The sequence below is a fragment of the Pseudomonas sp. GYB4201 genome (genome assembly GCF_056312595.1).
Genome location: NZ_JBWGIG010000057.1, coordinates 1 through 18,218, shown reverse-complemented (window position 1 = coordinate 18,218; position 18,218 = coordinate 1). Strand labels below are relative to the sequence as shown.

14 protein-coding genes are annotated in these 18,218 nt (G+C 60.3%); 3 read left to right on the top strand and 11 right to left on the bottom strand.

The window, feature by feature from the left end; genetic code table 11:
* Positions 1–5 precede the first annotated feature (5 nt).
* From AC0Z2B_RS30620 to AC0Z2B_RS30605, 4 genes are all read right to left on the bottom strand, one after another.
* Positions 6–1,919: an RCC1 domain-containing protein gene (locus AC0Z2B_RS30620; RefSeq protein ID WP_476301728.1), complete on the bottom strand. Its 1,914-nt coding sequence runs from the start codon at positions 1,917–1,919 to the stop codon at positions 6–8.
* Positions 1,920–2,133: 214 nt separating this feature from the next.
* On the bottom strand, positions 2,134–2,793 hold the full coding sequence (locus AC0Z2B_RS30615; protein WP_416426008.1) for a DUF799 domain-containing protein: 660 nt from the start codon (positions 2,791–2,793) through the stop codon (positions 2,134–2,136).
* Positions 2,793–3,164, bottom strand: coding sequence for a DUF4810 domain-containing protein (locus AC0Z2B_RS30610; protein ID WP_416426006.1), 372 nt, complete (start codon positions 3,162–3,164; stop codon positions 2,793–2,795). Before AC0Z2B_RS30610 ends, AC0Z2B_RS30615 begins: the two co-directional genes overlap by 1 nt.
* 33 nt (positions 3,165–3,197) lie before the next feature.
* Complete coding sequence (locus tag AC0Z2B_RS30605) at positions 3,198–3,881, bottom strand: CsgG/HfaB family protein (RefSeq protein WP_476301726.1); 684 nt, start codon at positions 3,879–3,881, stop codon at positions 3,198–3,200.
* 303 nt (positions 3,882–4,184) lie between these two features.
* Between AC0Z2B_RS30605 and AC0Z2B_RS30600 the strand changes: the two genes are divergently transcribed.
* Entirely contained in the window at positions 4,185–5,093 is a 909-nt protein-coding gene (locus tag AC0Z2B_RS30600) for a DUF2242 domain-containing protein (protein WP_476301724.1), read from the top strand.
* A 938-nt stretch (positions 5,094–6,031) separates the two neighbouring features.
* Here AC0Z2B_RS30600 and AC0Z2B_RS30595 read toward each other — a convergent pair.
* Both AC0Z2B_RS30595 and AC0Z2B_RS30590 read right to left on the bottom strand, forming a co-directional pair.
* Complete coding sequence (locus tag AC0Z2B_RS30595; protein ID WP_476301722.1) at positions 6,032–7,072, bottom strand: AraC family transcriptional regulator; 1,041 nt, start codon at positions 7,070–7,072, stop codon at positions 6,032–6,034.
* 4 nt (positions 7,073–7,076) lie between these two features.
* Complete coding sequence (locus tag AC0Z2B_RS30590) at positions 7,077–8,207, bottom strand: nitrilase-related carbon-nitrogen hydrolase (protein WP_476301720.1); 1,131 nt, start codon at positions 8,205–8,207, stop codon at positions 7,077–7,079.
* 126 nt (positions 8,208–8,333) lie between these two features.
* Here AC0Z2B_RS30590 and AC0Z2B_RS30585 point away from each other — a divergent pair, with 126 nt between their 5' ends.
* Together AC0Z2B_RS30585 and AC0Z2B_RS30580 are read left to right on the top strand one after the other, a co-directional pair.
* Positions 8,334–8,939, top strand: coding sequence for a glutathione S-transferase (locus tag AC0Z2B_RS30585; RefSeq protein WP_476301718.1), 606 nt, complete (start codon positions 8,334–8,336; stop codon positions 8,937–8,939).
* Between the two features lie 151 nt (positions 8,940–9,090).
* Positions 9,091–11,127: an oxidoreductase gene (locus AC0Z2B_RS30580; protein WP_476301716.1), complete on the top strand. Its 2,037-nt coding sequence runs from the start codon at positions 9,091–9,093 to the stop codon at positions 11,125–11,127.
* A gap of 394 nt (positions 11,128–11,521) precedes the next feature.
* Here AC0Z2B_RS30580 and AC0Z2B_RS30575 read toward each other — a convergent pair whose 3' ends face one another.
* The 5 genes from AC0Z2B_RS30575 to AC0Z2B_RS30555 form a co-directional block, all read right to left on the bottom strand.
* A complete protein-coding gene (locus AC0Z2B_RS30575) occupies positions 11,522–12,454 on the bottom strand; it encodes a tetratricopeptide repeat protein (RefSeq protein ID WP_476301714.1) in 933 nt (310 codons plus the stop codon).
* Positions 12,455–12,538: 84 nt separating this feature from the next.
* Positions 12,539–13,507, bottom strand: a complete 969-nt coding sequence (locus tag AC0Z2B_RS30570; protein ID WP_476301712.1) for a tetratricopeptide repeat protein — start codon at positions 13,505–13,507, stop codon at positions 12,539–12,541.
* 15 nt (positions 13,508–13,522) lie between these two features.
* Positions 13,523–16,714 (bottom strand): hypothetical protein, encoded by a 3,192-nt coding sequence (locus tag AC0Z2B_RS30565; RefSeq protein WP_476301710.1) that lies wholly within the window; start codon positions 16,712–16,714, stop codon positions 13,523–13,525.
* A 32-nt stretch (positions 16,715–16,746) separates the two neighbouring features.
* Positions 16,747–17,613, bottom strand: coding sequence for a DUF4123 domain-containing protein (locus AC0Z2B_RS30560; protein WP_476301708.1), 867 nt, complete (start codon positions 17,611–17,613; stop codon positions 16,747–16,749).
* On the bottom strand, positions 17,595–18,218 hold a 624-nt coding region (locus AC0Z2B_RS30555; RefSeq protein ID WP_476301706.1), incomplete at its 5' end, for a bacteriophage T4 gp5 trimerisation domain-containing protein. The genes AC0Z2B_RS30560 and AC0Z2B_RS30555, both read right to left, overlap by 19 nt.

Sequence of the window (18,218 nt, the reverse complement as noted above, 5' to 3'; positions counted from 1 at the left end):
GCCCCTTACCCTGCTTGAATGGGCACGCTACCGGCAGCCACTGCCCCGCCCCAAAATACGTAGGTGTCATCCAGGCGTGCGGCGAAGCTCGAGCTACTGGCCGTCGCAGATGCGGCTGGCGTTACTGGCATGGCGTTCATGGAATAGATTTCGAGTACGTCGTGGCTTAGTGACGAGCGCAAGTTTACTGGCAGCGCTCCCCCATCATTGGCGGTAGCCCCCCATGTCACGACACAGCCACGCCGGGAGCCCTGGGTGGTCAGCGCAGCGTACGCGCCATTGCTGCAGCACACTTGTTGGAGGGTGCTGGCCAATAGTATTTGCTTGGTTGAGTTGGCGAGTGCTGAAAACGCTGCATAGCCCCAGCAGATGATATTCCGGGCCCGCCCGTCGGGATGGCAGCTGATAATGCAGAAGCTTGCGTCATTGGCATAGATATGTATCTCGCCGTCGGCCGCCATGTACCGCGACGAGACGCTTTGCCTCGCCTTGGGTGCGACCGGCAGGGTATTGCTGAAGAGCGCTTTGATTTCCATGCGTGGATCTGACGGTTCGTCGTCACTGCTGGCGCTTGCGTCCTCGGTTTGACTGATACCTGATCCCGCAGTTGACGCCATGGAGCCACCAAAGTAAGGATTGCCCCATGCTTCGGCCAAGCCTTCCTGATTGATGATGCAGAACGCCCAAGCGGCCGCTTTGCAGAGAATGATGTTCCCGCGATTTGCCAGGCTGGCAGCCTGTTCATTCATGGTGCCGCCGTGGCTTGCGTGCCCCCAGCTGACAGCTTTTCGCCGGGTTCTCGTCAGGGCACAAAACGCCGTTTGAGCTGCGACAACCGTAGCGGCCCCGCCATCGTCATAAATGGCAGCAATGGCTGCAGCGCTGATGCTGCCGCCGTTGGCTGGGTTTCCCCATGTAACCAACTCGCCATTTTCACCTACCGCGCAGAAAGCGGATGCAGTGCTGAAAATTTTTACCACCCTAATGCCACTCAACAGGGCTTTGGCGTCGTCATTGATAGTGCCGCCGAAATTGACATGTCCCCAGGCGTGGACCCTGCCGTTGGATGTCAGGACGGCAAATGCATTTTCGCTGGCGTAAATGGCTACCGGGTTATCGCTGGCGAGACTGAGATGTACACTGTCAGGGATGGTTGCACCGTTATCAGCATTCCCCAATGCGCCAATTGTGTGGCCTGAACTCGTGATTGTCTGGTATATAAAAGCCACCGCGGCGCGGCAGCAATAGACCGACTGTATATCAGACAGGGGATATAGGATAGTGGTTGGCACATTCGCGCCCCACACCAACAAGCGATTACTGGACAACACAGGAACTAAGACGGCGATGTCTTTTTCAGTGGTGAAGACATATTCGCTGCCATTGGCTTTAAGGTATGTTTCAAAATAGTCAGGCGGGACGCCGCCGTTGCTGGTATTACCGCCTATGGTCAGTTCGTACCGAGCATTAAGAAAGGCATAAGCCTTGGCGGTGGCGCTAAATATTCGGTCGGCAGGCTGTGGAGAATGGATGGTAAAATTCCCGAATTGCTTGATGAAACTGTGCTCGTGCTCTTCAAGGGTGATGTTTTGAAAAGTCTCGGTGATAGGGAGGGATTTGGTGGCAGTGGTCGAGCGGCATTCCACTGAGGATCCCGACATCCAGGGGGCTATGTAAAAGTATTTTCCAGTGTTATTGAGCTGTCCATCCAAATACCAATTAAGACCCTCTGTGCTTTCCTCGTCTTGCGCACTGACGCCTTCAATTATGCCGGCGGCAACCGGTAATCCGACGAGGTAAAGTTCGCAAGTGGGGCCAGTAGGTAACTCGGTAGTGTCTGTGTTTGTATCAGGCGGTGCATTATTTTTTACAGTATCTTTGTTTTCGAAAATATTGATATTTATTGTTGAGTTGGACATGAAAATCTCCCCGTGATCCTAATGGGTTTGGGTGAGCTTTCTGATTGTTAAGTTGCGAAAGAAGTGTTTGTCGAAAAGGGACGGGAAGTCAAGAGTGTTCGTTGGGTTTTAACGTACGTGCGCCGTGGATACGTCGGCGGAATAGTTGGCTGATCAAGCGCATTCTCAGCTAACGCCATTAATCGGCGCAGCTGAGAAGTATTGCGAAGTAAAATCAGTCAGTGCCGTACTTCGGCGAACGCGGGCCATACAGCAGGGCGTTGGGGTGCCCGGCCGACAGCAAGCGCGCGCTGGTCAGCCCGGCGATCGGGTAGCCGGCGTCGGTGCTGCTGTTGATGATCTGCTTCACCGCCGCGGTGATCAGCATGCCGATCAGGCCGCCGCTGTTGTTGTTCTGGCCTTCTTCGCTGGAAGCCGAGGCCGCGCCGGTCCACAGGGTGGTGCCGGTCTTGAGGTCGACCAGGCTGGCGGTGGCGGTGACCACGGTGGCGCTGCTGAGCACCATGTACTTGGTGCCGTAGTCCGTCACCTTCACGTACAGGGCGGCGTCGGCGCCGAAGATCGAGCGCAGTTTCGGTGCTGGCACCTGGCTGATCTCGGCGGCGTTGTTCAAGCCGTTCTGCTTGAACGTCTCGTCCACCAGGCCCACCGGCATCACGTAGTAGCCGGCCTCGGCCAGCGGGAAGGTCACCTGGCTCATCATGCTGTAGGTGGCCGTTACGTCTGGCGATTCGTTGACCGGCGGCAGCACCAGGATCGAGTGCGGGCGCGCGGCCTTGAAGGCGGTGTAGTCGAGGTTTTTCTGCGGGCCGGCGCAGCCGCCCAGCAGGGCCAGGGCCAGCAGGGCCGCGGCAGGTTTGAACAGGCGCAGCATTATTGGGTTGCTCCGTGCGTGGCGTTTTTCACCAGGAAGTCCATGTAGGCGGTGGATTCAGGGAACAGCGCCTTTTCCTGCTGGAACTGCTGAATCATCTGATCGTTCTTGCCCATGCTCGAGTACAGCAGCCCCAATTGGGCGTGGTAGCCCGGCGGCGGGGTGCCGTTCTTGGCGCGGATCTTCTCCAGGTCAGCTTCCAGCGCCTGCGCCTGCTGTTCCTTGGACTCGCCCTTGAAATACTCGTGCACCTGGGTCTGGTAGCCTTCCCATTGGTACAGGGTCTTGGGTTGCTGCGCGCAGCCGCTCAGCACGGCGCCGGCCAGCAGGGTGATGGCCAGCCCGAGGCGTGGCGTGAAGGTGTTGCCCATGGCGAATGTCGCTCCTTGTGTGACGCGGGGAAATTACGGGCGGGTCGGCTGCCAGCTGCCGTTGTCCACGGCTTCTACCAGGCGGTTGACGGCCTCGCGCATGGCCAGGTCGAGCACCTTGCCGTTGAGGGTGGAGTCGTAGCTGGCGGTGCCGCCGAAGCCGATCACTTCGCGGTTGGACAGGGAGTATTCACCGGCGCCCTGGGTGGAATAGACCACTTCGGAAGTGCTGATGTTGACGATGTTCAACGCTACCTTGGCGTAGGCCACCTGGGTCTTGCCGCGGCCCAGGATGCCGAACAGTTCGTGGTCGCCGACTTCCTTGCGGCCGAACTCGGTGACGTCGCCGGTCACCACATAGTCGGCGCCCTTGAGCTTCTGTGCCTGGCCCTTGATGGCGGCTTCCTGAGCGATTTCGCCCATGTTGTCGCGGTCCAGCACGTTGAAGCGGTTGGTCTGCTGCAGGTGGGTGATCAGCACGGTCTTGGCCTGGCTGCCGAGGCGGTCGATGCCGTCGGAGAAGATGCCGCGCATGTAGCTGGAACGGTTGTCGAACTTGCCCACGGCGATGGGCGAACGCGGGCCGGCGTAAGGGCGGCCGGCGCTTTCCACCTTGGCCACGCTCAGGGCCTGGGAGCTTTCGGTGGCGCAACCGCCGGTCAGGGCGAGGGTCAGGGCGGCCAGGCCCAGGCACAGGCCACGGGTAACAGTTTTCACACACAATCTCCTGATGAACAAATGATCTTCCTGAAGGCGCGCAACAGCTCTATTCCCTCGGTGCCCGCAGGAATTGGATGCGGAACTGCACGGTATTTCAGAGGGAATGTGTAACGAAGGCGACGCATCCTACAGAGGTGGCGCGGTGATGTCATATGACTTTACACCGCGTCCATGTGTCGCCCCGGCTTTTAACTGGACGGCGCTCGTAGTAGGGTTGGAGGTTGTCTAAAACTCATTTCATGCGCCTTGTCTCTCCTTACTGAGGCACAATAGAGGCTGATTGTTTGCCCAGGATTCGCAATGTCTAAGTCACTGAGCTTGAGCGCCCCACGGTTGGGCTGTGCTTTGGCGTTCTCGCTGCTCGCCTTGAGCGGCTGTTCTTCGAAGAAACCGGCCATGTACGAGCACGAAGATTTCTCCGACTCGGGGACCTACTCGCGCAACTACCCGGTCAGCGATTCGTCGTCGTGCGAGGCCGCGCGCCGCGCGCTGCTCAGCCAGGGCTACATCATCACCAGCAGCGACCCCAAGCAGCTCAGTGGCCACAAGAGCTTCCAGCAGACCGGCGAGACGCACATGGAGATCAGCTTCAACGTCACCTGTGCCGCCGATGGCAACAGCAACCAGACCTCGACCATGTTCGCCAACGCCCTGCAGGATCGCTACGCGCTGAAGAAGGTCAACAACTCGGCCAGCCTGGGCGTGGGCGTGCTGGGCTCGGTGTCGATGCCGATCGGCTCCACCGACGACTCCATGGTCAAGGTGGCCAGCGAGACCGTCACCTCGGCCAAGTTCTATGACCGCTACTTTGCCCTGGTGGACGTGTACCTGCCGGCCGAGGCGAAGAAGGCCGCGCACATCGTCGACAAGCCCAAGGCCGACCTGGGTGTGCCGGAGCCCAAGGCCGAGGTGAAGCCTGAAGCGAAGAAAGAAGAGCCCAAGCCAGAGGTCAAGGCCGAGGCCAAGGTCGAGCCTGAAAAACCGGCTGAGCCTGTAGCGCCAGCAGCTGCCGCTGCCGCGGTGGCGGCGCCTGCTGTGCCTGCAGCTACTGCAGCTGCTACGCAGGGTTCGGAGCCGGTGGTGCCGCCGGCGGATGCGGCGCCGATCACGCCGGTGTCGACGACTGCCACCACGGAAGCTGCGCCTGCTGCGAGCGGTACTGATAGCAGTACCACTACAACAACTACGGCTACGCCTGCCGCGCAATAATTCGCTGAGGCTTCGTGGTGTCCTTGCCCACCACGGACTGCTCTTGCTTCCGTGCGGCTTTTGATCTTGATTGTGTGCCCCGTAAAGCGCCAGGGCCGACTGGAGGCGTTGACCGAGCGGTCCCTGGCGTAGCCGGGGAAGACGGAACCGGAGGCGCTTCTATTCCGGGCCGTCGGCCGCTTGGGCGACGCCGGAGGGAGGGGACCCGCAGCGGAGCGGAGGGACCAAGCAGGGGCAAGCCTTTTTTGGTTATTTTTTGACTGGGCCGGCACACCGGGCGTTTGTCAAAAAGTGACTCGGCGTAAGGCCGAAAAGGTGATTTTGCATCACCCGTAGTAATGGATATGTTCGCGGATTCTGGATCCCGCTTCGGCGATTTCGAACATATCCATTTTCGTGGTGCGACCACTGACCGTTTCGCCCTTACGGCGACTCACTTTTTGTCAAACGCCACAAAAAGTAAGCAAAAAAGGCTTGCCCCTGCTTGGGCCCTCCGCTGCGCTACGGGTCCCCTCCTTCCGGCGCCGCTCAACGGGCAGACGGCACCCGCTATAGAAGCCTGCGGGTTACCGTCTCTTCGGCCTGCGGCCTCGGCCCTTCGGGCAGCCCGTTGATCGACGCCTCCAGTCGGCCCTGGCGCTTTACGGGGCATACAATCAAGATCACAAGCCAGATCAAGATCACAAGCCAGATCAACAGCAGATCACAAGCCGGATCAACAGCAGATCAAAAACCGGATCAAGATCGGCAGGTGGGGTAAATTCCTGTTCGCTGTACTCGTTCTCCGTTGACCCCGGTCATTTTTCTTTCATTGCCAGGCGCTATGCTGTCAATGACATCAACGAGAGGACAAGAGCATGGATGAGTATCAGGAAGAATTGCTGGAATCGCGCGCCGTCGAGCTGGACCCGCTGGAACCCGCCGAAGACGCCACCGAGCTATAACGCCCGCACGCTCGCGCGCCGATAGTCCCCGGGCGTCTGCGCCGTCCAGCGCTTGAACGCCCGCGCGAAGGCCTCGGCCGATGCAAACCCCAACAGATAGGCGATCTCGCCAAACGCCAACTCCGTGTCACGGATGTAGGCCATGGCCAGGTCGCGCCGCGTGTCATTGAGAATCGCCCGGAACTGGGTGCCTTCATCGGCCAGCTTGCGCCGCAAGGTCCAGGTCGGCAGCTTCAACCGCGCCGCCACCTCCCCCAGGTCCGGCTCCCGCCCGCCATTCAACAACGGCCCCAGCAACTGGCTGATGCGCTCGCCCAGGCTGCGGGTGCGCGTGCGCTGTTCCAGCTCTTGCTCGCACAGGGTCAACAGGTATTTGTAGGTGCTGGGGCAATGGTCCGGGTTGCGCAGCGCCAGGCTGGCCAGGCTCAGGCGCAGCTGGTTGTGCTCGGCGCCGAAGCTCACCGGGCCGTTGCTCAGGGCCTGGTATTGCTCGGCGTAGGGCGGCAGTTCGTATTCCACCTCGATGCGCTCGGCGCGCAGCGCCTGGCCGCACAGGGTGCCCAGCTGCTGCAGCCAGCCGCCCAGCACCGAGTCCACCACGAAGCGGTTGTAGGCGTTGTAGGGGCTGATGGAGTAGAAGCGCAGCCAGGCGCCGCGTGCGTCTTCGTGCAGGCTGGACTGGCCGCGGTAGTTGGACTGGCTCAGCGGCGCGAAGCGGATCAGCGTGCGCGCCGCCTCGCGCACCGTGGGCGCCTGGGCCGCAGTGACCCCGGCCAGGCCCGCCTGGGGCAGGCGGCACAGGTTGCCCATGCGCAGGCCCAGGGCCGGGTCGCCAGTGAGCTGGATGGCGGCGTGGCCCAGGCGCATGTAGCGCGGTATCGACAGCCGCGCGCCGGCTTCGGCCAGGCGCGAAGGGTCCAGGCCGTATTGCAGAAGCAGCGGCGCGGGGTCCTGGCCGTGGCTGGCCACGGCGTCGGCCAGGGCGTGGATAAAGCCCACGGACAGGTCGCCCAGTCTTACCGGTTGGCTGGGCATGGGCCTACAGCCACAGGTTGATCAGCCGCGCGCCGCGGCCGTCGTCGGTTGGGTGGGTCTGGCCGTCGTGGTTGGCGAAGCTCTGGCCGTCGCTGAACTGGTCCCAGAACTGCCCGCGCAGGAACACGCTGACGCTGGCGCGGGCCTTGCTGACCGGCGCGCGGCTGGCGTGGGCCAGGCGTTGCCAGGCCTCGCCCTCGCTGACCTCGCCCGGCTGGATGCCCAGTTGCGCGGCGTCGGCGCGCTCGGGGTTGCCGCGCCAGGGTTCGCGCCATACGTCCTTGCCGTTCAGCGCAGCCGGCACGGCGATCAGCTCGCAGCCCTTGGCGTCGAGCTGGGCGTAGTTGGCGGGGTACCAGCTGTCGCTGCCGATCAGCACGCCCAGGCGCCCGGCCGGGGTGTCCAGCACTTGCAACTGCGGGTCGGGACTGGCCTGCACGTAGCGGCGCTGGACGAAGTCGGGGTACAGCTGGCGCTGGGGCTGGCCCATGGGCTTGCCGTCGGCGCCGAACACCACGCTGATGTTGTAGAGGCCGCCGTTGCCGGTCACCAGGGTGCCGTCGCGCAGCTGCGGGTCGGGCAGGATGATCGAGCCCGCCACCAGGGTGATGCCGAACTCCTTGGCCAGGCCGCCGAACACCTGCTGGTAGTCGCGGGCCATGCTGCTGGCCTTCATGCGCAGGCGGGTGTCCTGGGTGCGGTCGTCGCCCCGGGCCTGCAACCAGGCGCGGGCAAACAACAGCGGGTTGCTGTAGCCCAGCCACTGGTTGGCCTCGGCCAGGTGTGGCGCCTGGTACAGCTCGTCTTTCTCGCCCAGGGCCCACAGCAGGGTGCCGATGTGCTCGGGCAGCACCACCACGGTCTTGGCGCTGAGCATGCCCAGGTTGCGCGCCTGGCTCAAATAGGCCGCCAGCTTGCGGTGCAGGCGCGGCAGGCTCTGGTAGTCGGTGGCGAACAGCTCGGGCTGGATGCCCAGCAGGTTGCCGCGGTCGGCGCGCACGCCGTCGTCCAGCGCCACCTGGATGCGCAGGTCGGACAGGTAATGGCCTGCAGGGCGGTCCTGGGTCCACAGGGCATAGGTGCCCAGGGCAACGACGAGGACGAGAGAGAGCAGGCTGAACAACAATCGGGCCATGGGCTGGCGTGAAACTCCCGGGTGGTGAAATGAAATTTTAGCCGCACAGGTTATCAAGGTGTGAGCGGCTTTGCCCGTTTGTGGCGCCGGGGTTACTGTAACCAGACACCTCAAGGAGAGACGCCCGTGAAACTGATAGGCATGCTGGATTCGCCCTACGTTCGCCGCACCGCCATTTCCCTGGACCTGCTGGGCATTGCCTTCGAGCACGACGCCTTGTCGGTGTTCAGCACCTTCGACGCGTTCGCCGCGATCAATCCCGTGGTCAAGGCGCCGACCCTGGTGCTGGACGACGGCACGGTGCTGATGGACTCGACGCTGATCATCGACTACTTCGAGCGCCAGGCCGCCGCCCCCTTGTTGCCCAGCGCGGCGCAGCCGCTGGCCCAGGCGTTGAGCGTGGTCGGCCTGGCCCTGGCCGCCTGCGAGAAGGCCGTGCAGATCGTCTACGAGCGCAACCTGCGGCCGGCCGAAAAACTGCACCAGCCGTGGGTGGCGCGGGTCACCGGGCAGTTGCTGGCGGCCTGCAGTGCCTTGGATCGGCATTGGGCAACCACGCCATTGGCCGCCGGCCAGCGGCCCGACCAGGCGGCGCTCAGCAGCGCGGTAGCCTGGTCGTTCATCCAGCTGATGGTGCCGGACGTGGTCAAGCCCGCGGACTTCCCGGCGCTGCGCAGCCAGGCCGAGCAGTTGGAGCAGACCGCGGTGTTCAAGCGTTACCCGATGGTCTGATCGGCTGTGCTATAGGATCAATAACTTGTCACTTTCGGTCATTGAGGCGTACTTCCCTTGGCCGTAGATTCAACGACAGATAAACGACGGGGGCCGGTACAGATTGCCGAGCCCGCCGCATACCGTGATTTGCCTGTTGATGGAGTGACACATGGCCGCCGCCCACTACCCGCACCTGCTCGCCCCGCTGGACCTGGGTTTCACCACCCTGCGCAACCGCAGCCTGATGGGCTCGATGCACACCGGCCTTGAGGAAAAGCCTGGTGGCTTTGCACGCATGGCCGCCTATTTCGCCGAGCGCGCCCGTGGCGGCGTCGGCCTGATGGTCACCGGTGGCATCGCCCCCAACGAGGAGGGCGGCGTGTACGCCGGCGCGGCCAAGCTCAGTACCCCGGAAGAAGCCGACAAGCACCGCGTGGTTACCCAGGCGGTGCACGAGGCGGGCGGCAAGATCTGCCTGCAAATCCTTCACGCCGGCCGCTACGCCTACAGCCCCAAGCAGGTGGCGCCCAGCGCGCTGCAGGCGCCAATCAACCCGTTCACGCCCCACGAGCTGGACGAGGCGGGCATCGAGAAGCAGATCGCCGACTTCGTCAACTGCGCGCAACTGGCCCAACAGGCCGGTTACGACGGCGTGGAAATCATGGGGTCGGAAGGCTACTTCATCAACCAGTTCCTGGCCGCGCAGACCAACCGCCGCACTGACCGCTGGGGCGGTGCCTACGAGAACCGCATGCGCCTGGCCGTGGACATCGTCACCCGCGTGCGCGAAGCGGTAGGCGCGCAGTTCATCATCATCTTCCGCCTGTCGATGCTCGACCTGGTGGAAGGTGGCAGCAATTGGGAGGAGATCGTCATCCTCGCCAAGGCCATCGAACAGGCCGGCGCCACGTTGATCAATACCGGCATCGGCTGGCACGAGGCGCGCATTCCCACCATCGCCACCAAGGTGCCGCGCGCAGCGTTCAGCAAGGTCACCGCCAAGCTGCGTGGCGCGGTGCAGATCCCGCTGATCACCACCAACCGCATCAACACCCCGGAGGTGGCCGAGCAGATCCTCGCCGAGGGCGACGCCGACATGGTGTCCATGGCCCGGCCGTTCCTCGCCGACCCCGACTTCGTCAACAAGGCCGCCGAAGGCCGCGCCGACGAGATCAACACCTGCATCGGCTGCAACCAGGCGTGCCTGGACCACACCTTCGGCGGCAAGTTGACCAGCTGCCTGGTCAACCCGCGCGCCTGCCACGAGACCGAGCTCAACTACATCCACACCGCCAAGGTGAAGAAGATCGCCGTGGTCGGCGCCGGCCCTGCGGGCCTGTCCGCCGCCACCGTGGCCGCCGAGCGTGGGCACCAGGTGACCCTGTTCGATTCGGCCAGCGAGATCGGCGGCCAGTTCAACGTGGCCAAGCGCGTGCCCGGCAAGGAAGAATTCTACGAGACCCTGCGCTACTTCAAGCGCAAGCTGGAAACCACCGGCGTCGACCTGCGCCTCAACACCCGCGTCGACGTGGCGCAGCTGGCGGCGGGCGGTTTCGACGACATCATCCTGGCCACCGGCATCGCCCCGCGCCTGCCGGCCATCGACGGCATCGGGCACGCCAAGGTACTCAGCTACCTGGACGTGCTGCTGCAACGCAAGCCGGTGGGCCAGCGCGTGGCGGTGATCGGCGCCGGCGGCATCGGCTTCGACGTCAGCGAGTACCTGGTGCACGAAGGCGTAGCCACCAGCCAGGACCGCGCCGCGTTCTGGCAGGAGTGGGGCATTGACACCGCCCTGGAGGCCCGTGGCGGCGTGGCCGGCATCAAGGCCCAGCCGCACGCACCGGCGCGCCAGGTGTACCTGTTGCAGCGCAAGGCCAGCAAAGTGGGCGACGGCCTGGGCAAGACCACCGGCTGGATTCACCGCACCGGCTTGAAGAACAAGGGCGTGCAGATGCTCAACAGTGTCGAGTACCTGAAGGTCGATGATGCCGGGCTGCACGTGCGCATCGGCGAAGGCGAACCCCAGGTGCTGGCGGTGGACAACGTGGTGATCTGCGCCGGCCAGGACCCGCTGCGCGAACTTCAGGAGGGGCTTGTAGCCGCCGGGCAGTCGGTGCACCTGATCGGTGGCGCCGACGTGGCGGCCGAACTGGATGCCAAGCGCGCCATCAACCAGGGTTCGCGGCTGGCTGCGCAGCTGTAGGTTCGCTCCGGTCAGCGCAGCCGACTGCAGCGGCTACACGCTACATCTGTCGCCGCTGCCGTAGGCTGCGCTGGCCACCGCGTCAAAATAAAAATCGGCCCAACGAAAAAAACTGATCACCTGATACGTAATGTCTTCGTCCGCCACGGCTTGGCCATAGGCCAGATATAGGCGTATCGGCAGATGTGGCCGACGTTGATATTCCTGCTGGGGCTGGCCTTGCTGATTCTGTTGAGGTGGGCGCGGAATAGGGTGAGCCCGCAGAGGTCCGACAAGTAATACCGGCCGTCCTCGCTGAGGACGGCGTTGCAGCGTATGAGCTCTCCGGAGTGGGTTCAGATGATTGTCTGATAGCCGAATTATCTTTACCTCGGCCGGCGATGCTTTCGGTCGGCTAGTACCCGAGTGGGTCTGGGAAGAATGAAGGGGGCAGGCTGTGCGCAGCCCAATTTTGCTTTGCTGCTGTTATTGATTTCTTTTGTTCATCCGACATTTTTTTAATTATTTTCGGTAATAGAGTGGAAGTGTAAAGCTCGGCTCCACCCCCGCCATTCAAGACCTCAAGTGAGGAAATGACCGCGTATCCCATTACGGGGTCAAAAGAATACTTTAGCTGGTTCGGTTCATGGGCTAGGTTTGCGCCATATTCTATTATTGCAGGTTCAAAGCCGGAGCGGGCGGACAACTCTACCCAGTGCCTGGCTACATCAAGGTTGCCCTGGCTATACTCCGCTTCCGCATACTCAAGCATTCCTTTCGGGAAGCCGCCTTCGGCAGATTGCTTGAGGAGTGTGCGAATTGCATCTTGTCTCGAAGATAGTATAAAGGTTCCTTCACCTTCCTTGTAGCGATTAGCCAAAAGCCAAGCGGATTTAGCGTTTCCTTTTTTCGCAGCGTCCTCAAGCCAGGAGATTTCTGAAGTGACGGTGTAAAGTATAAACGCGGCTGCGCCATCGCCAGCATTTGCCTTGCTTTTGGCCGATTCCATTGCTAGCTGCCGCCATTCCGCAGGGGTTCGAAGGCTTTTAGGGCAGTTTTGCATTTTCGAGCACAGATCGGTCGATTGTTTTGACAGTCTCACCATGGCATAGATATTTCCTTGGGCCGCCGACGCTTCATACCAATGCTGAGCGTCTGAGTCGATAAAGCGTTTAGAGTGTCGAATCGACTCGGCCAAGTAAAATTGAGCCTCGTTGTCCCCAGCTTTGGCAGCGATGAGCAGTTGAGGTGCGGATTCTTTGTATTGATTGAATAGTAATATTCCTGCAGCTTTGGCAGATGACTCCTCGTGGGTGAGTGCTGCATGGGTGTAGGTCGAAAAAAACATGAGGATGGCTAAAAGACATCGCATGGTGTTTAAAGTCTCGAGTGATTATTGAGTTGTGGGAGGCTGGCACCGCAGGCGCTACATTTACTGCCCAAGCATGGGTGGGAAAAAAGACACAGGTGCGTGCTCTGCTTTCCAATTAAGCGCGAATAGCTTCGAGGCAGATAATTCCGAAGGGGTGATTTTTTTATCAATATCGGAAAGAGTGCTTTTTACGATTTCTTGCATTGCTCCTCCACCATCGAGTTCTGTTAGTAGTGAGATTAATGCTCGGCCCTTTATAATGTCGTACGGAAGCTCGAGGGTATTAGGTGTGTGCGAGTATCCGTAGCCTAAACCAAATATCGAACTAACTAGACCCGCCTGTGCGGCTTTTATGGTCCAGTTTTGGTAAGCTTTTGAATCCCCCTTGCGGTATAGCTCGGCTCCATAGGCCATCATTCCTGGAGGGTAGCCATTATGCGCAGAAGACTTTAGAAGGTTGGTTATTTTGCTTTCTCTTAAACTGGAAAATAAAAAGAATCCGTTCCCATCCTTGTAATATTCGGCTAGCATCCATTCCGCATACCCGTTTCCATGGTCTGCAGATTTTTCAAGCCATACAATGTCTCCTGTTAGTGTATACATGATATACATCGCTTCGGCGTCACCGCCTTCAGCGCGAGAAGACGCCTGAGTTCGGGCAGCCACACCCCATTCGGCAGGCGTTTTTCCTAATTCGCTGCAAAGCGATTTTGGAGAGCATAAGTTTTTAGGCTGTCTGGACAGTTGAACCATTGCGTATAAGTCGCCTTGCATCGCCGCTGCTTCAAACCAGTGAATTGATTCTTTTGTCATTCCTCTTGCTGTTTGTCTCAGTTCGTCTGCCAGCAAGTACTGCGATTCTTGGTCTCCCGCTGAGGCTGGTATTTGCAAGTAATGTTGGGCTACTCGGAGCTGATTGAATAGTGAAATGCCTGTTTGTTTGGCCGCTTCTTGTTCAGGTGTTAATGCCCAGCAAGATGCTGTATGAAGGAGAGTAGTTGCGATTAGCGTAGTTAAAAGCTTTTTCATTTTTTTAGCCGAATTTTAAAATAAGCGGGAGATTTTTTTTTGGTTGGTTGCGCATTTGGAATCACACGGCGCGCCCAGCTTGATTACATCCTGAGCGTATTTGCTTCGTATTGGGTCTCCAGCCTGGTCTTCAAATCGCAGGACAGCTTCAGACATGAACGAGTCTAGCAGTGTACGGTTTTCGCAATAGTTTTCGGAGTTACCTTTTGTGCCAAATTTATTCATCGCCGCGCAAGATTCTGTAAATTGCATTTGGGCTAATGTCAAAGTATTTTTGCTTTCTGCGTTCGACAAAATCCAACTAATAATCAGGGCGATGGCTTTTTGTTGCATTAGATAGCTTTGGGTGGAGGTGTATTCTTGCGTGGAGCTAGTGTCAGTTCCTTTGATGCTAAACTTAGTTGGTGTTGAGGAAAGCGTGAAGAGCATCGGGCCAAGTGCGCTGTAAGGTGCTTCAATTATCCATTTTTTTAGTTCGACGGTATTTTTGTAGCTTGTGATAGTGTGGGCTAGTAGTCCCCCGCGACTGCCAGATGTTAGGTTTTCGTACAAGGACATCACTATGTCTAACCCCATTTGATAGCTTAGGCTAGGGTCTAGGCCAAGTGCGCCAAGCACAGAAAGTTTCGACATCAAATCCGCCGCCGACCCCTCCACCCACTCCAGCGGCTGATTATTATTCATATGCAGTTCCCGCCGGAACAAATTGATAATATCCACTACTGCTTCATACCCTACCTCAAACTTGAACGAGCCGCTGGCCCCAGGCCCGCTGATGAGCGCGGCTTTCAAGTTCAAGATCAAGCGCCCCTCATAAAGCGAAATATCAAAGCCCGCCGACGCCCCAATCCCCACCGCTGCAGCCAGGTCAACACTCAGCCGCGCCAGGCTCAGCCATGAACTGGTCCGGCTCATTACAGTCTTGCCACTGATGGTCAGCACCGGCACGGCGGACAGCGCCACCACTTCGGCCGGCGGCGCCCAGTTCAATGCGCCGGTTACCTGCACGCCTGCCTGGGCCCCGGCGAACAGGTTGAATTTGCCGCTTGCGCCGTTCTCGATTTTCACCCCCGATCCCGCGTCTTTCGGCAACGCTGCGCTCTTGTGAGTGCTGGCGGTGCTGTAGGTACCTTCAGTGCGCTCCGCCTCCTTGATAGGGGCGAGGTTTGCGCCGATGCCCAGGTTTTTCGGGCTGACCTCCAAGTCGGCAGACAGCAACAGCGAAGCTCCGGCGAACCCCCAGGCACGCGCCCCCAGGTGCATTGAGAAACGACCGAGGTTGAGGTCCTTGATGCTTTTGTCGTAGCGGGTGTACGGCAGTTTCAACGCTTGGGCGTTCTGTCGATCAGGCAGGTCGACTTTGAATAGCTCTACTTCACCGCGGGCCAAGTCGATGTCGAAGGTTGCTTTGGCGGACGCCTTGAACCCCTCTGCCTGGCTGAAACTGGGGCCTTCCAGTTTCAAGGACTGGTGAATACTTTCCTGGGGCGGGGTGAGGCAGCGCACCAATTGTGCCTGTGGGCTGTGGTCGAACAACCTGAGTTTGTCGCGGACTTTGTCCTTGAACAGTAACTGGCGAAGACGCTCCCCCCATTCCTGACGGCTGGCGGTGGTTTCCAGTTGGTCAACTTTGTAGCCGTGGTCTTTGAGGTAGTGGTGGAAGAGATCGACGTCGAACCACCCTTGGGCATCGAACCAGGGACCGGCCTGGTCTGGAATGCGCACTGCGCCTTCGGTGATCAGCCATTCGCGAAAAAGCGGGTAGGCGGTGTCGGTGCCAGCCTTGCCGTTACTGCTCTCGGGCTTGCCCTTCAAACCTTCAACCGACTTGCCGAGGGATTTTTTTACGCCGCCTTTTAGTTGCTGGCCGATATTGCCCAGGTTGAACAGGCTGAAGTAACTGAGCGGTTTTTTCGGCGTATCCAGGATGCTCACTTCACGCAGCGGGAAGTCTGATCTGACCAGGCGCTCCACGGGGTTGGGCTTGAACTCTTCAGGTGTCCAGATCAAATGGCGGCTGGGGACGGTGGCCGCGACATTTGCCTCGGCCTTGCTGCGCAAGGCTTCTTTCTTGACCTGCAGGGCGTCCCACTGGGTGCGTTCCTCAGCGACGAGGCCGGCGGGCGCGGGGGCGTTTTGCCCAGTGGCTTCGATCCAGCCTTTGTACTTGGCGCGCAGTTGGTCGTTCAGCTTGCGCTGCTGGCGGTCCATCTCCACGTATTGCTTGAACAGCTCGATCCCGGCAGTGATATCGGCGCCAGAATCGGCCAGTAAGGCAAATTCCGGCACGGCCAATCCATATTCCGCCACCTTGAGGATCGATTCGCGATAGTCGGCGAAATCGAGTTTGCTGCGCTCAAGGTAGCGCCATGTCAGGTACCCCATGAACTGAGCCTGACAGTTGATGCGGCAGTCGGTTTGCTGCTCCATGCGCTGCTTGTCCTCGGCCAGCAGCTTGGCAATTTCCTCGGCCTGGTAGACGGTGATCGCTTCGCCGCCGAGCACGGTTTCGCGTTTTTCCAGGTAGTCCTGAACGCGTCGACGCGCCTCGATGGCCTGCGGCAGGTACAGGCTGCCGGCCTCGTAGGTATAACCCTGGTTCTGGGCTTGCGCGACGGCTTTGCGGTTGAGGGCTTTCCACTCGCCATTCAGGCGGATCAGCCGTTGGTGCTCGTTTTGATCGTCAAGGTACTGCTGCTGGTCTGCGCTCACCTGGGCTCGGTTGTACTCGGGTGCTGGGGGGCCTGCCAGTTGTGAGGCGGCTTCGCGCCGTTGGCTGGTCTTTACCCGCATGGCCAGTGCAGGATCGGCGATGTGCGGTTCCTGGGCTTCGATTTCTATCAGCCGGGCCTGGTCGCTGCCCGTCAGAAAGTTGGACAGTTTGGGCTCCAGGAAATAATCCAGCAGCGCGCACTGGTCCAGGCCCTTCTTGCGTTCGTCTGCCGGCTTGTCGGCAGCAATTTGACCGCTCAGGGTATGAATGGCTTCCTTGATGGCCGAGGAGGCGCGTTGTGGCAGTAGCCAGAACTCCTGCTGATCAGTGGAGTAGAGGATATTGCCGAATTCGGTGGAACAGCCTGGTTTGCCCTTGGCGAATGACTCGCTGCATTCGGCCGCGCTGACCGGGATAGGCTCCAACTCAAGCACGGGACGCGTGGTTGTGGTATCCGCGGTTGGGGTGGTGCTGGGCTCTGTACTCGTTGACATGGTGCTTCCATTCGTTTTTTGCATGGCTGAATTCATTGGCCATGGTTCGCGGCGAGGTGAATCAATTGTTCGACTTTGAGAAAGTCGTCGTCGTGAGCCTGCAGGATGCTCATGGCTTCTGCGTTTTCCGTCAAGTCAGGGCCTTTAGCCATCGTTGCCAGCTTGAGCAGATGGCGACCTTCGGTGATGCCATGCTTGATGAGTGCGGCGAAGTTGCCCAGCAGCCTGGGCAGTTGCTCCAGGGAGGGGCTGCCAAGCACCTGGTATCGCTCATCAACCCAGTACAGGATTTGCAGCGTTTGCGCGGTGTGTACGAAGCCTGGGGGCAGGGCTAGCAGAGGCGCCTTTGGATCAAGGCTGCGTGATGGCGGCGCCGGCCAGTGATACCAAGGGGCTGGCGCCATGGACAACTGATGAGGTACGGGGCTGAACACTTCTGAACAGGGGCCGAACAACCGCTGTGCCGCCGTTTCCGACGTCAGGGCCAAGGCTGCCCATAGATGCGGGTTGCCAAGGCTTAGCATGCTCTGCCCACCGGAGCCATCGTTCACTTTGAGCAGCGAGCGGGCGTGATTTTGCAGCGCGTTGCGTTCAGCGCCGGCGAAGACGATGCCACAGTGGTTGGCCGAGCAGAGTCGGGCAGCGGCGCGACTCAACTCGCTGTGTGTTTGCGCACTGAAACCGAAAGGGCCTTGAGCCGCCAGCGCAGCCAGGTCGGTGCCGATCAGCAACGGCATCGGCTCGAACGGCAGCCCCAGTTGGTACAGGCGCGCCAAGGCTGTGGAGTCCCGGCCGGGGTCGACCACGAAGTACAGCGATTCATGCCCGCGCTGCTGGCAAAACGAATGAATGTCGCAGGTTGGCGTCTGGTATAACGCTCTCAAGACTTCTTCAGGCACGTGCAATCCTCCCGGCTACAACCCCCACCACTTTGCTTGCCGCACAACGGCGTAATCCCTGTCGGGTGTGGCGCCAGAGGAATCAACAGCGCCCCGGCCACGGCGTTGGCCGCCTGCTTGAGCAACCCCGGCAACAACGCCGCAATCGCCGTGCCTACGCCGGCGCTGCCGCCCTGGTTCATCTTGATGGTGGCGCCGCTGAGCGTGACGCCGCTGCCATCGACCTTGATGAAGCTGCCACCCGCCTTCAGCGTCAGCTCGGCGCCCGCTTCGAGTACTACCTTCTGCCCGCTGCTCAGGTGAATTTCTTGCCCGGCCTCGATGAACTGCCCCACGGCAATTTTCAGGTGCTGGTTCTGCCCCACGGTCAGGTGGTCGTCGGCGCGGGTTTCCACCTTGCGGTCCAGGTCCACGGTGAAGTGTTCCTCGGCCTTGTACTCGGTGTACGCGTTGGCTTCGACGGTGTCGTGGCGCTGGTTGCCCACGCGGATTTTCTGGTCGTGCTCGATATTCTCGTCCCAGTCGCGCTGGGCGTGCAGGTAGATCTGCTCCTGGCCGGCCTTGTCCTCGATGCGCAGCTCGTTGTAGCCGCCGGCGCCGGGGCT